The organism is Streptomyces sp. AC512_CC834, assembly GCF_019049325.1.
Lineage (GTDB): Bacteria > Actinomycetota > Actinomycetes > Streptomycetales > Streptomycetaceae > Streptomyces.
Genome location: NZ_JAGMUO010000065.1, coordinates 41,589 through 54,618 on the forward strand (window position 1 = coordinate 41,589; position 13,030 = coordinate 54,618).

General features: G+C 69.4%; 16 protein-coding genes and 2 pseudogenes. 4 read left to right on the top strand and 14 right to left on the bottom strand.

The genetic code is table 11. The features are described from left to right. Positions 1-294: 294 nt before the first annotated feature. Entirely contained in the window at positions 295-2,175 is a 1,881-nt protein-coding gene (locus tag KUM40_RS22275; RefSeq protein WP_217167787.1) for a dynamin family protein, read from the top strand. 222 nt (positions 2,176-2,397) lie between these two features. Further along, the gene (locus tag KUM40_RS22280; RefSeq protein ID WP_217167788.1) at positions 2,398-2,643 is read left to right on the top strand and encodes a hypothetical protein; all 246 of its coding nucleotides are present in this window, start codon (positions 2,398-2,400) and stop codon (positions 2,641-2,643) included. A 205-nt stretch (positions 2,644-2,848) separates the two neighbouring features. On the opposite strand, the gene KUM40_RS22285 is transcribed toward KUM40_RS22280, so the two are convergent. The 4 genes from KUM40_RS22285 to KUM40_RS22300 form a co-directional block, all read right to left on the bottom strand. Then, a complete protein-coding gene (locus KUM40_RS22285; protein WP_217167789.1) occupies positions 2,849-3,304 on the bottom strand; it encodes a DUF4267 domain-containing protein in 456 nt (151 codons plus the stop codon). Positions 3,305-3,382: 78 nt separating this feature from the next. After that, positions 3,383-3,673: a VOC family protein gene (locus KUM40_RS22290; protein ID WP_217167790.1), complete on the bottom strand. Its 291-nt coding sequence runs from the start codon at positions 3,671-3,673 to the stop codon at positions 3,383-3,385. Positions 3,674-3,818: 145 nt separating this feature from the next. Continuing rightward, positions 3,819-4,169: an antibiotic biosynthesis monooxygenase gene (locus KUM40_RS22295; protein ID WP_217167791.1), complete on the bottom strand. Its 351-nt coding sequence runs from the start codon at positions 4,167-4,169 to the stop codon at positions 3,819-3,821. Positions 4,170-4,222: 53 nt separating this feature from the next. Next, complete coding sequence (locus KUM40_RS22300) at positions 4,223-4,669, bottom strand: DUF1772 domain-containing protein (RefSeq protein ID WP_217167792.1); 447 nt, start codon at positions 4,667-4,669, stop codon at positions 4,223-4,225. A 91-nt stretch (positions 4,670-4,760) separates the two neighbouring features. Between KUM40_RS22300 and KUM40_RS22305 the strand changes: the two genes are divergently transcribed. Next, positions 4,761-5,339 carry a TetR/AcrR family transcriptional regulator gene (locus tag KUM40_RS22305; protein ID WP_217167793.1) on the top strand — a complete coding sequence of 193 codons (579 nt, stop codon included), beginning with the start codon at positions 4,761-4,763 and terminating at the stop codon, positions 5,337-5,339. Between the two features lie 159 nt (positions 5,340-5,498). Here the strand turns inward: KUM40_RS22305 and KUM40_RS22310 are convergent, their stop codons facing one another. Beyond that, entirely contained in the window at positions 5,499-6,122 is a 624-nt protein-coding gene (locus KUM40_RS22310) for a hypothetical protein (RefSeq protein ID WP_217167794.1), read from the bottom strand. A gap of 288 nt (positions 6,123-6,410) precedes the next feature. After that, on the bottom strand, positions 6,411-7,298 hold the full coding sequence (locus tag KUM40_RS22315) for a GNAT family N-acetyltransferase (protein WP_217167795.1): 888 nt from the start codon (positions 7,296-7,298) through the stop codon (positions 6,411-6,413). 189 nt (positions 7,299-7,487) lie between these two features. Here KUM40_RS22315 and KUM40_RS22320 point away from each other — a divergent pair, with 189 nt between their 5' ends. Beyond that, positions 7,488-8,234, top strand: coding sequence for a phosphotransferase family protein (locus tag KUM40_RS22320; RefSeq protein ID WP_217167796.1), 747 nt, complete (start codon positions 7,488-7,490; stop codon positions 8,232-8,234). A gap of 126 nt (positions 8,235-8,360) precedes the next feature. Here KUM40_RS22320 and KUM40_RS22325 read toward each other — a convergent pair whose 3' ends face one another. The 8 genes and pseudogenes from KUM40_RS22325 to KUM40_RS22360 form a co-directional block, all read right to left on the bottom strand. After that, a complete protein-coding gene (locus tag KUM40_RS22325) occupies positions 8,361-8,549 on the bottom strand; it encodes a hypothetical protein (RefSeq protein ID WP_217167797.1) in 189 nt (62 codons plus the stop codon). Positions 8,550-8,553: 4 nt separating this feature from the next. Next, positions 8,554-9,255 carry a hypothetical protein gene (locus tag KUM40_RS41585; protein WP_254395504.1) on the bottom strand — a complete coding sequence of 234 codons (702 nt, stop codon included), beginning with the start codon at positions 9,253-9,255 and terminating at the stop codon, positions 8,554-8,556. A 68-nt stretch (positions 9,256-9,323) separates the two neighbouring features. Further along, positions 9,324-10,046 (bottom strand): annotated as a pseudogene (locus KUM40_RS22335) (beta-ketoacyl synthase N-terminal-like domain-containing protein); the annotation flags it as partial. Further along, positions 10,046-10,345, bottom strand: a pseudogene (locus KUM40_RS22340) (beta-ketoacyl synthase N-terminal-like domain-containing protein); the annotation flags it as partial. The pseudogenes KUM40_RS22335 and KUM40_RS22340, both read right to left, overlap by 1 nt. A gap of 47 nt (positions 10,346-10,392) precedes the next feature. After that, a complete protein-coding gene (locus KUM40_RS22345) occupies positions 10,393-10,833 on the bottom strand; it encodes an OsmC family protein (RefSeq protein WP_217167798.1) in 441 nt (146 codons plus the stop codon). 349 nt (positions 10,834-11,182) lie between these two features. Further along, entirely contained in the window at positions 11,183-11,974 is a 792-nt protein-coding gene (locus tag KUM40_RS42470) for a thioredoxin domain-containing protein (RefSeq protein ID WP_308401208.1), read from the bottom strand. Between the two features lie 6 nt (positions 11,975-11,980). After that, positions 11,981-12,274 (bottom strand): hypothetical protein, encoded by a 294-nt coding sequence (locus KUM40_RS22355; protein ID WP_217167799.1) that lies wholly within the window; start codon positions 12,272-12,274, stop codon positions 11,981-11,983. 121 nt (positions 12,275-12,395) lie between these two features. Continuing rightward, positions 12,396-12,968, bottom strand: coding sequence for a TetR/AcrR family transcriptional regulator (locus tag KUM40_RS22360; RefSeq protein WP_374227409.1), 573 nt, complete (start codon positions 12,966-12,968; stop codon positions 12,396-12,398). Positions 12,969-13,030 lie beyond the last annotated feature (62 nt).

Consider the following 13,030-nt stretch of genomic DNA (forward strand, 5'->3'; position numbering starts at 1 on the left):
GTTCGGTGCCGGTCCGGATACCGCGCTGTGCCGCGGTCGTCCGAAGTCTCCACTGGGGAATTCCGTGAACGCTCACTCCACCTCGCCGGCCTGGGTTATACCTGTGCCGTGACTGTGCCGAGGGACGTAGACGAAGTACGCAACGAGTTGCGCGTTGTTCTCGATCGGTGCGAGGTGTGGCTTCGCGCCGCGTCGGCCGCTCCTGAGACTCCGGCGGAATGGCCACAGGAGGTCCTCACCGACGCGGGCACCATGACACGGTTGAGGACACGTGCGGCCTCAACCCTTATCAACGTGGCGCTGCTGGGTGCTTTCTCGTCCGGCAAGAGCTTCCTTCTCAGTGGCCTGCAAGGCGGGCTTGAGCTGGTCGAGGTACCGACCGCCGACGGTCACACGGCGGACAAGTTCGTGGGCCTCCTGCCCTCATCCCCCGTCCCCACCACTGCGTGTCCCGCCAGTGTGGTTCCGGTGGACGACCAGTCCAGCATCGACGCTGGGGGCACCGGCTATCTGCGGGTGCGTTTCACGGATTCCGGCGAGGACGGGTGGGAGGAGGTGGGAAACTCCCCGGCCCCCTCTGTCGTCGCGGCGTATGCGATGCAGGAAGCGGACGTGACCGACCGGCTCAGGCCTCACCGCGGACGTGAGGTGGCCGAACTCGAGATCATGCTCGCCAGCGCCAAGCTTCCGGCGAAGCTCTACGACCTGCCCGGCTATGGTTCCCCGAATCCGGTCCACGACATGATCGTCCGGACCGCGATGGCCGACGCGGACTGCTTCATGTACGTGTCGCATGCCAGCCGCACCCTTTCGGAACGTGACCTTGATCTGATCCGATTCCTGTACGACCACTACTTGTTGTCGGGGAAGCGTGTGGTGTGGGTGGTCACCGCCATCGACGCCGCAGCCAATCTCGATCTCCGGAACATCCCGGAGTGGAAGGCGACGATCGCCCGCAACAACACATACCTGCGAGACAATTTCACGCTGCCGAACGGCCGGCCGGATCTCGGCTTCATCGGTGAAGGCTTTCTGCCTGTCTCCCCCGCTTTGGAAGCACGTGCGGACAAACTCAGCGCAGAGGGAGCCCAGGCCGCGGCACAGCGGCAGCGTGCCGAAAGCCGCATGGAGACACTGCGCCAGGCGATCGAGGACCTGATCAGTACCGGGACCGGCGCCCGGCACGTCGCAGCGGTGGCGGCGGAGGCCCGGATCCTCATGACCCCGCGGCGCCAGGCGCTTGCCGTGCGGCTGCGCGACGAACGCCTTGAGATCGACGAGCTCAAGGAGTTGCTGAAGAGCGAGCGACAACGACTGGAGCTCCTCGACACTGCATTGCCGCGCATGCGCGAGGACCTTGAGCGCAAGCTCCACAACCGCATCGCGCGGACCGTTCGTCCCTTCACCCGGCTGTCCGCCCATCTCCACGCCGAGCTGGACGATGTCATCAGGGCCACGGACCTCAACAGGCCCACCAAGGCGAACCAGATTCAGGTGTCGAAGGCCCAGACGCTCCGTACATGGATCGAAGGGCCCGCCGGTCCGGCGACGCTGTGGACCGAGGAGTTCGAGAACTTCAAGAAGGACCTGGTCCAAGCGGTGGACCAGGTCTTCGGCGACAAGGATCTCGCGGGACGGCTTCCGGACTTCACTCTTGACGTGAACAGCCTCTCGCTCCCCCAGCAAAGCCCGCGTTCGACCACCCGCCACGACGTGGTGCAGCGGGCAGCGGCGCTGGTCGGCATCGTCACACCCGTCGCAGCCAGCGGGGGCTGGCTGTACGGTCTGGCCGCGGCCGGCACGCTCTTCCCGCCGGCCGGCCTTGTCGCCGGGGTCGCCGCTCTTGTCTTCATCGGTGTTCAGCGCCGGAAAGGCCGGATCAGTTCCCTGCAAGTTCTCCAGGACGAGTGGATCGGCGCGATGGACACCGAAGTCGCCGCGATCAAGGAGCAGTTCACGCTGGCAACGGGTATTCAGGGGACCGATCTCGTCGATCATCTGATGGACAATCTGGCGCAGTACCGGGAGCAGCTCGAACAGTCCCGCGAGCGCATCAGCGAGCGCATCACAAACCCTGAAAACCAGGTCCGGCAGGGACTCATCGACCAGCTCGAACCCCTTTGCGCCGAAGCCCACATTCTCCTCGAGTCCCTGCGGGCTTCGGAGTCGCTCTGACGGGACTGCGCCATGCACGTCGCGACGACCCCGGCCCAGGCCGAATCCCGGGCAGGGCGTCGCGAGCGCGCCCCGGACTCCGCCCGTGATCCGTCATCTGTGGCATGGCCGGGCCATAAGAACAAAAACCGACGCGTACGAGCGCATTGCCCCGGGGGATCCCCGGGCGAAGAACGGCGCATCCCTGGGTTCGAGCTCCTGGAGCGGTTCGGGCCAAATCCGATGGTCTCCCTCAATCGCGCGGTCGCCGTCGCAATGGTCCACGGCCCGGCCGCCGGACTCGACCTGATCGCAACGCTGGAGACCGACGAGCGCATGGCCCGCCACCACCGCCCGCACGCCACCCGAGCCCACATGCTCGAACTCCTCGGCGAACACGAGGCCGCAGTAGCTCCCTCCCCCGAAGCCGCCCGCCGCACCACCAGCACCCCGAGTGTCGCCACCTCAGTGCCCGCGCCCACCGCCTGAAGGCGCGCACGTGACACACCGTTGCGGAGAAGGGCGAGGCGCGGGCGCTGTCCCTTCCCTAGACGACGTGGACCGGACCGGACCTGAGCGCCTTGCGGCGGACGAAGCACCATCGGCTCGGGTTCGCGCTCCAGATGTGCATGGCGGGGTACGCCTGGCTGTTCCTGGAGGACCCGCTCGCGGTGCCGGTGTTCGTATGCAACTGTCAGGCGGGCTGCGCGGCGGGCGCCGGCGCGGGGGCCTTGCGGGCTCTATGGCCCTTGTGGCCCTTGTGGGCCTTGCTGGCCTCGCGGAGGAACAGCAGGCCGGTGATCGCGATCAGCGCCGAGGTCAGGCCGTGGATACCGAACGCGGCGGCGACGGAACCGTGGTGGGCCAGGACGTTGATCATGTCGCCGAACGGGGCGACGGCCTCCGTCAACAGGACCAGGCCCAGGGCGCGGCGATGGCCCGTCACCAGCAGGATGACGATGACCAGACCCATCGCGAATTCGCGGATGCCCTTCATGATGAGGAAGCCGCCGCCGTCGCCCTCGGGCCAGTTCGGCAGGCCAACGCCTGGAGTGGACGTCTCGGGGGTCAGGATGAAGGACAGCCCGAGGTAGAGGACGAACAGGGCGACGGCGGTGGCCAGGACGGTGTTGACGTTCTTCAGCGACATGGTGCCTCTCCTTTGACGTTCGGCCCGGGGTGGGGCAGGGTGCGGCGGCGTATGCCGCTGGGGCGGCCGCCGTCGGTCTCACGAGTCGGCGCCGCCCGGGGTGGGGCATGCGGGATCGCCGTAGTGGGTGATTCCACCGTGCTGGATACGGGCGAGGGCGGCGTCGAACTCCTGTTCGCCGACCAGGAACGCGTAGTGGTGTGGCTCGAAGTCGTCCAGCCGGTCGTAGTCCAAGCTGACGTGGTTGGCGAGCGTGACCGGCGTGAAGTGCGCCAGCGGCGGACCGACACTCAGGCCGAGGATCCCGGCCAGGAACCGCGCCGAGGCCTGCGGGTCACGGGCGGGGACGATGGTGTGATTCAGTTCCACGGCCACAGGGACTCCTTGTCGGGGACGGGGCTACGCGTGGTGGGCCGGCCGCGGCGGTCCTGGCGGCCCGGCATGGTGCGGATGCGTGACGGCCCGGGAGGACGAGGCTTCTCCGGCTGCTCGCCCCCGGGCCGCGGCCGCCGTGTCATGCGTCGATCTGCTCGAAGATGTGCGGGTACGACACGATGTCGTCGGGGAACTCGGCGGCCATGCGCTGGAATTCCGGGCTGCCGAACGCCGCGGCGAGGGCCTCGGTCGACTCCCAGACCGCGACGTTCATCAGGAGCCGACTGTCCGCCGTTCCCCTGTGCATCTGCAGGGAGACGAATCCCGGCCGGGACTTCATGAACTCCGCCTGCCTGCCGAAGAGGGCCAGGAACGCTTCAGTCCTCTCCTTCGGGACGACGAAGGTGTTGGCCAGGACGATGGGGCCGGTCTTCTCCTTGAACTGCGCGAACATCGGCGTCTGCGGGTCGAGACTCTGCAGCTTGGCCATTTTCGGTATTTCCTCTCGCTGTCGGTCGGTGTGTGCCGCCGAGGCACGCGGGCTCAGGCGAGGGCGGCGACCAGCAGGGTGAAGGCGGCGATGATGACGGCGACGCGGACGCAGTGGTAGCGGTCCCAGCGGTTCATCTGCTCCTTCCAGTCCTCGGGCCGGTTCTCGGGGGTCCACGTCTTGCCCCGGTTGTTGATCGGGACGAGCAGCAGGACCGACATGATCACGCTGACGAGCAGCAGCGCTCCGGCGGTGACGACGAGGCCGGTGCCGGGGTCGTGCCATCCGGCGGCGGCCCATCCCGCGACGAGAACGAGCGAGCCGATGTACCAGACCGGCATCACGGCACCGAGCATCCGGCCCCCGTGGGCGTGGCCGAGTTGGCCGCTGTCCTCGGGCAGCGCGTTGAGGATCGGGTTCATGACGAAGGCCACGGAGAACTCCACCCCCACCATCAGGCCGACGGCCACGGTGGTGACTACCTGAAGTGCGTTGAGCATGACGGCCCTCCTTCAAATCTAGTGCTGCTAGCTGACGAGGCAACGCTAGACCTACTGCCGCTTGGTTGTCTAGCGATGCTAGGATCGAATCATGTCGGTACAGGAACGCAAGGAGCGCGAACGGGCGGGCCGCGAGCGCCTCATCGTGGCCACGGCCCGGGAACTCGCCGAGCAGCAGGGCTGGGGCGCGGTCACCACCCGCCGGCTCGCCGAGCGCATCGAATACAGCCAGCCCGTCCTCTACAGCCACTTCCGGGGCAAGCGCGAGATCATCGGCGCCGTCGCCCTGGAGGGCGCCGCCGAGATGGCCGCGGCGGTGCGGGCCGCGGCCGCCGCCGCGGACGGCCCCCGCGAGCGGGTCACCGCCCTCGCCCGCACCTACCTGGACTTCGCCGAGCGCAACCCGGCGGTCTACGACGCCCTGTTCCAGCTCGACGGCGGCCTGGCGTACGCGCAGGAGGACACCCCCGAACCGCTGAAGGACGCCTTCGCCGCGCTGCTGGAGACCCTCGGTGAAGTCGCCGGGGACGGCGTCGACCCGGGACTGTTCACCGAGACGTTCTGGGCGGCCCTGCACGGACTGGCCACCCTGACCCGGGCGCGACGGCTGCCGCCGGAGGAAACCGAGCAGAGGCTGGAACTGCTGGCGGACCGCCTCGCCGTGCTCTGACACACCATCCCGGCGGGCACGCAACCGGGCCCTCGGGCCCGCCGCTGCCTGCCCCGGTGCGCGTCCTGACGCCGCGTCGCGGGCCGGCGGACGGCAGACGGCGGGCGGGCTCCGATGGACGGCACGGACCGGTCCACGGCACGGCCTCACAGCGCTCCGTCAGGTTCTTACGCTGCTCCTGGCGAGTGGACGGCCGCAGGCGGTGCGGGTGCGCAAGGCTTGCCCGAACCACGTGAACACCGGTGCCGGGCCGGACGGGCCATCCATCGCGGGGGCGCCGGCGGCCTCCAGGCGTATCAGCAGCCAGTGCCGCAAGTCGGCGTCGTCGGCGCGGCCGGCGGTCTGCGCGTAACGGGCAGTGGGAGCGTCGATGCCGGCATCGAGCGCCCCGACGACGCTGTCCCGAAGGGCCTCGGTGAGTTCCACCCAGGCATCGGCCTGCCCGGGGTCGGGGTCGTCCGGCAGTTCGGGCACGGCCGAGCGCCTCGTGTCGACGAAGCCGGCGTTGGCGCCGAGCCCACCGGACGTGTCGTCGACGAAACCGGGAATCAGGCGTCGGCGTTCATCGCCGGAAAGCCTGGCGAGCTTGCGCATGAGGTCCATCTCCTCGGGGCCGGAGCCACGTTCGGCCACCGCTCGCAGCACAGCAGACCGCAGTCGCAGCGTGCGGATCTGCACCTCCAGGGCATCGGCATGTGCGGCGGCGGCCTCGAAAACCGAGACCTCCCGGTCCAGCACCTGCCCGATGACGGCAAGGTCGAGACGCGTTCCACGGGCCTCCACGACGAGGCGAGCATCGACACTGCGATGAAGGCGCCAGCCCCGGCTGCGCAGCCCTCGGCTCCTGCCCCGGTGACGGCGGTCGGTGGCGTGTGCTTCGTACCGCCGGCTGAACCCCCGCCCCCGCCTCCGTCCTCCCGGACGACGGACACGGCCAGGGCCACCGGACACGGAGCGACCCCGGGCAGCCAGGCCACCCGAAACCGTTCGGGATGTCCGCAGCGAACAGGAACGGGTCCAAGACCCACTCCTGCTCACTGAATCCTGAATCCTGAATAGGAACGGTGCCCCTCACCCGGGCTCCGGTGCGTCGTAGGAGAACTTGTGCCCGGCGAAGTCGGCGACATGGACGTACCCGATGCGCCGGTAGAGGGCATTGCTGGTGGGGTTGTCCGGGTCTGTGTACAGGACGACGTCCGTCGCTCCTGCGTCCAGCGCGGCCCTGCTCGCCTCAACCGTCACAGCTCCCGCGTAGCCGCGGCCGCGGAGGCGGGCCGGGGTGTAGACGGGGTCCACCCGGACCATGCCGCCGACGACCGAGGTCGAGGCCGCCATCGAGACGGGAGTGCCCTGCGGGGTCTCCCAGAACGTGAAGTGCCTGTCGCCGAAGCGCGAGTCCTCCCAGCCGCCGGCGTCGATCATGTCGATGGAGTGCTGCTCTCCGACCTCGACACAGAACTCACGGCACCAGCGCACGACTTGCCCGCGGTCCTTACCGTCCGTGACGCGCCCCTGGCCTTCCGGACTCGGCTGCGGTGGGGTGAGCGTACCGAGACGGTAGAGATGCGTCCGCCAGAAAGGTAGTGACGCCGCACCCGTGTGCTGCCGCCAGGACTCGGCGAAAGCACCAGCGGTGGCCCGGTCCGCGATGACGCCGGTCGGCGGATGGCCGAGGCCGGCCAGGTGTGCGGCGAGGCTGTCGGTCTGCCCGGCAGAGAGCGGTGTGAGGCCCAGGCGTCCGCGGGCAGTGAGACAGAAGATCGCACGGACCTCGCCCGCTGACTCCAGCCGGCCGAAAACGGCGGCGTCGTCGGCAGTGTCGGCTGCCCCGCGTACCCGCAGCTTCGCGATGTCCGTCAGCAGCGTGTTGTGCAGGGCGGCGCGCGAGCACAGGAAGTCCCCGGCCCGGGCGAGGAAATCGTCGACGTTCTGGGTGAGGTGCCAGCCATCCGAGAGCATGCTTCATGATCCCGCACGATCCCGGCTCCGGGACCGCTTTCCGGGACTCCTGCCAGAAGTGGCTGGCTCGCCCTGGTCAGAGGTCGGTGCCATGCACGAGGCCGTCGAGTGGAGGGACGCGGTCGACCGCGCAGTCACACGCGACAAACCTGGCGACCACGGCGACCACCTCGGGGATACTGGTCGCTCATGGATGAGGTCGAAGTCGTCGTCGCCCATTCGGAGCGCGCGACTCTGCGCGTCGGTGGCGTGTTCTTGAAGGTGGACGCCGATCAGGCGCGCATCGACGCCGAAGTCGAGGCGATGTCCCTCGCACCGGTCCCGACCCCCGAAGTCCTGTGGCGCAAGCCGCCCGTGCTCGCCATCGCCGCACTTGCGGGGACAACACTCGGGTGCCTCGGCGGTCCGTCGACCGGATCGCCGACGGCGTGGGCCGCAGCGGGCGCCGCCATCCGCAAACTGCACGATGCGCCGCTGCCGCCCCGACCCGGCCGGGCCGGGCGGAGCATCGTCGCGCTGGCGGCGGAACTCGACGACGAGTGCGAGCTGCTCGTGACGAACGGCGTCCTGCCCGCCGACCTGGTCACCCGCAACCGCCAGGTCGCCGAGGCCGCGCTCCGGCCGTGGACTGCGGCATTCACACACGGCGACCTGCAGATCGCGCACCTCTTCGCCGACGGCGACGAGGTCACCGGCATCATCGACTGGTCCGAGGCGGGCCAGGGCGATGCCCTGTACGACCTTGCCACCTTCACACTCGGACACGAGGAACACCTCGACGACGTCATCGCCGGCTACGACGCCGACATCGACATCGACGTGATCCACGCATGGTGGTCGCTGCGAAGCCTGCTGGCAGTCCGCTGGCTGATCGAGCACGGCTTCGACCCCTTCGCACCGGGCTGTGAGGTCGACGTGCTGAGATCACGGATGTGAGGCCCGATCGCCCGCCCCGACTCCCCACAAGCGCGGTAAGCAGCCGTCGCCGGCGGACGACGGCGCAGCCAAGGCGTGACGAATCGGTGGGATCGACCGAGCGGTAGCGGCCCATGCTCCAGGAGATCAGAACGGCTCCAAGGGGGCCATGCCATAGAGCACGGGGAAGTCCTTGCCGAACCTGGTGATGAGGAAGGCCAGCCCCGCAAGCGCGAGGATCAGGAGCGGGCGCCTGATGACGTGGCTGCACACGATCGCCAGTCGGCGCCGCATTCCGCGCGCCCTGGCGAGCCTCATCCAGCCCGGGGGTGACATGACGTCAGCGTAGACCGTGCTGCAGTTGGCAAGGGGACGTGTGAGGCCATCGACGGCCGCCGCAACACCGACGCCCAGCCGGCCGCCGACGGCCGAGAAGTACACCGCGCAGCAGGGTGCGGTCCCGCCGCCAACACATGTGTGCTGAAGGCCGTCTACCGGCTGAGGTCCAGGACCGGGACGCCGAGGCCTCGTAGAGGGCCGGGGCGACCGTGGCGACGAGGGCGCCGTCGGGGCGGTCCAGGGTGGGGCGGGTGGCGTGGACGGCCGCGCCCACGCCGAAGGGGAGCTTGCGGCGGTACAGGCCGGTGGCCGTACGCGCTGTCGCGCAGTCGGCGTCCGGGGTGTGCAGGACGTCGAGGATGCCGAGGCAGCCGACAATGCCGGACCGTTGGCGTTCGGCCTCCAGCACGCACACGACGGGGACCCACACCCGCACCGTCGGGTCCCCCGCGGCGATGTGGAGGAGACCCGCGATCTGCTTGCTGCCGTCCAGGGCGAGGAGGGTGGGGCTGTCCAGGACGTAGTGCTCGACGATCACAACGCCGTGCACGCGTCCGTGCGCCCGGTCCGCACGCAACCGCGCGGGAGTGAGCGCCGTCGCGGCGAACTCCTCGGTCAGCGCCCGCATGGACATGTTCCGCGCCTCGGTCAGGGCCGCCAGCCGGTCGCGGGTCTCCGCACCAATCTTGACCGTCGTATCCACACGGGAAGTACACCGCCACGAACACCTGGACGGGCGTGGGGCGGGACGGGACGGGGCGACCGGTCCGCTCAGAGGGCCCTCACGACGGCCACCGAGTTGAAGCCACCCCGGCCGCGGCCACGACCAGCGCGTGACGGACGCCGACCTCCCGGGCGCTGGTGACGAGGTCGACAGGACAGTCGGGGGCGGGCTCGGTGGTGCCGGCGGTCGGCGGGATCACCTGGTCGCGCAGAGACAGCAGGGCGGCCGCCACGTCGAGACCGGCGCCGCCGGCCAGCAGCCGTCCGGTCATCGGCTTCGGCGCGGCGACGGGCACACTCCCGCGGACCGAACAGAACGGCCAGCGCCTCCGCTTCGGCACGGTCCGCGGCGCGGGCACCGGCCCCGTCGGCCAACACCACGTCGACCTCGTCGGGACGCACCCCCGCATCCGCCAGGGCCAGCCGCGCCGCGTCGCCCAGACGCGAGGTGCCGGGGCCGTCGAAGGTGGCCGCGCACCCGGTGAACGCGCCGCCCTCACCGACCACATGACCGCCGGCCTGCGCGTCGAAGGGCAGGTAGGCGCGGGCGGGATCGGCGACACGGCTCAGTTCGCCGGAGGCGAGATGAGCGGCCCAGCCCCACGGACACAGCGCCGAGTCGACGCCACCGGTCACCATCAGCCGGGCACCCTTGCGGATCTGACGCCGAGCGTGGGCGATCGCGTCGAGGCCGCCCGTCTGCTCGGCGACGACGACACCGCTGGAGCCGCGCGGCCCGTGCCGGATAGAGATCTGACCGGTGTTCACGGCACGGCCGACCCCTCGTCCAGGACGAAGCCGTTACGAGGGCGGTCGAAGGGGCGCGAGGCAGTCTCCGCCTCGTCGTTGCGTGGGCTCGTCGCCTTGATCGCGTCGAAACACGCCACAGTGATCGGCGAGATCGGCGCCTCGGTCGCGCCGGTCACCATCACGTCGGCACTGCCCTCGCGGATCAGGTCGACAGCGTGACATACAGAATCGATGCCGGACGTGCAGCCGGTAGAGGCCAGCGAGACCGGGCCCCGAGCATCATCAAGTCCAGTAGTGCAGCCGACGGCACTACCGAGGGTGGAGCACGCCGCTTCAGGTGCCCCGCCGGGCGGACACGGCACGAGTCTCAGGCGTCGGTGACCGTCGTGGTCACCGGAGTGCCGATCTCGACGGTCCTGCTCACGGTGCAGAGACGGTCGTGGGAAGCCTTGACCGCGCGGGGCAGGATCGCACGTGCGCGCTCCGCTTCCTCGCCGTCCTGGAAAGCCACGGTGAACGCGACCTCGATGTTCGTCATACGGTTGCCCAGGTCGTCGCTCACCTTGTCTCCCCTGACTGTCACGGAGAACCGGGCGGGCTCTGCGTGACGGCCGGTGGCGACGTCGACGTCCACAGCCGTGCAGCCGCCGATCGCGGCCAGCAACAACTCGACCGGGGTGAATCCGGTGTCCTGGCCGTTGTCCGAGGACGTACCGAAACTGACTGATCCGCCGCGGGCGTTGGTCGCCACGAAATGCCCGCTGCTGGTGCGTTCGACGACGACGGAACGCTCCGAGTGTTCGCTCATACCCTTCACATTAGTCACATCGACGCTCGGGCCCACGACGCCGACCCGGCACCGTCGGATGAAGCGAATTTCTGAGGCCGGCCCCGGTCCGAGTCCGACACTCATTCCCTGGCGCGCAGATGTTCCTCAGCCCGTTGAATCGGGCGCCTGCAATAGGGCCAGACGGGCCTCGGCCTCGGGGCGTCGCGATGTACGAGAAACGGCGTTGCAGAGCGCTTGAAGGGCAACACGAGGGCAGGCGCACACAGATCGCGGAAGTCCCTCTCGTTCACATACTTCTTCGCACAGCAGAAGGCGGCGATGTCCAGAGCTGCCAGGGGTCGGTTCGCGAGTTCGTACTGCTCTGACGTCAGGCTGGCGACGTCCTGCATTTCGTGGAGCCTCTTCCTTCCGGACTGTGACCGACCGGTAGAGCGAGCACAGGCTGATCAGCAGGGCGACGCAAGAAGGCCGCGCCTGCGTGTGGCACACGACGGACCGTTGCGGCCACCGATCGCGATCGGGCTGCGCCTGCGCACACCTGGGGGCGTGCCGGACCAGGCCGGGGCCGACACCCGCACCGAGGAAGCGAGTCCGTCAGCCGCCCCCGCCCCCGCCGCGCTACAGGCGACCTGGACTCCGGAGAGCCGCCGGCGGTCTCGAACTCCTCGCACACCGGGCAGCGCGGATCCTCGTACAGCCGCACCCTCGTACTCGCCTCCGGATCACCCACCACAATGGTGACACCGTCCTTGCCGAGCTTCTCCGGCAGCTCCTGCACCCCCGCGAAGTCCGGCGCCGCCTCCACCGCCCGCTCCCCCCTGCCGCGCAACGAACAACGCCAGGACCCCACCGCTCGGACACTGCCGAACCCATCGACACCGACCACCACCGGGCCGGACGCCCGCGACACACCGCAACGCGAAGCCGACAAGCCGCTCCGCCACCGACGGCACACGGACCCACACACCCCCTCGCAGCCCCTGTCAGTGACCGTCGCACGGGTCGTCGTCCGCAGGCACCGGCCTGGTGTCGGCCGCCAGGCACGACGAGTACACCCGGGACGGCGCAGGCCGCGGCTCCGGTTCAGCCGTAGCCGCCGCCGCAATGATCGCCACCGCGCCGACAACGGTAAGCCCCGCCAACGCGGCCAGCCAGGCACCGCGGTTCATCGAGCGCCCCCGAAGTGGTTGCGGAGTTCCTCGCCACAATCGTTCTCGGTGCCGGCCCGGACCCGGGAGAAGGCAAGCACTTCGCCGCCCCGGCCTTCCTGCCCGGCCTCGGCCAGCCGCACTTCAACGTCTGCGATGTACTCGGCGCACTCGGTGCCCACCGGCTTCTCGAGCTGCTGGTCCGGAACCGAAGAAGCGTTCAGTGCGGCAGTGGCGGCGAGGCCGGCCGCGCACAGCACCGCCCACGCCGCAGCCCACATGCGGCGGCTCATCCTTATCGGCTTCGGCATCCAGGCATCCTACGAGCGCTTCGGCGGGCCGACGCCGGATCACGTCTTCTCCATCGACGAGCCCTCTTTGCCCGTCCGCCTGTCGGGTGAACGGGCAAAGAAGGAGAACGGGAGCGCACCCTCAGCGCACCAGGAGACCGACGGCGGCCTCCAGCCGTTCGAGGTAGACCTCCCGGGATACCGTCTGATACTTCAGGCCGATGGATGCGCTGATCACCGTCTGCGCCACCGGGCGGGCAGACTCTCGCCCCTTCTCTACGGCGATCGCATCGGTGACCAGTTCCTCGAAGCGTCGCGGCGCGGACTCGACGATCTCTCCCAGAAGTTCGGGACAGGCCTCGACAACCGCCGCGACATCGCAGGCCGGCGGGCCGATGTAGCGCCCAGCCCACTGGTCGAACGCTTCGACGAGGCGTTGCGGAAGGGGCCGGCGGCTGTCGGCCAGGACGCGTTCGACCGCGGCGATGTCGCGATCCAGGGTCTGGGTGACCGCGGCACGGAACAGAGTCTCCTTGGAGGAGAACAGGAAGTAGAGGCCGGGCCGGGAGATGCGGGCGGCTCGTGCCACCTCCTCCATCGAGGTCTTCCTGTAGCCGAAGCGCGCGAACGTGGCCATGGCCGAGTCCAGCACCGTGGTTCGACGGTTGGTGTCGGCGACTGCCGACGGCGGACGGCCGGCATCGGGGCTGCTCATGAAACGAGCATACGAGCCAGAACCGAGCTATACAATTATCGTCCAGTACGTATAGTCGCAGC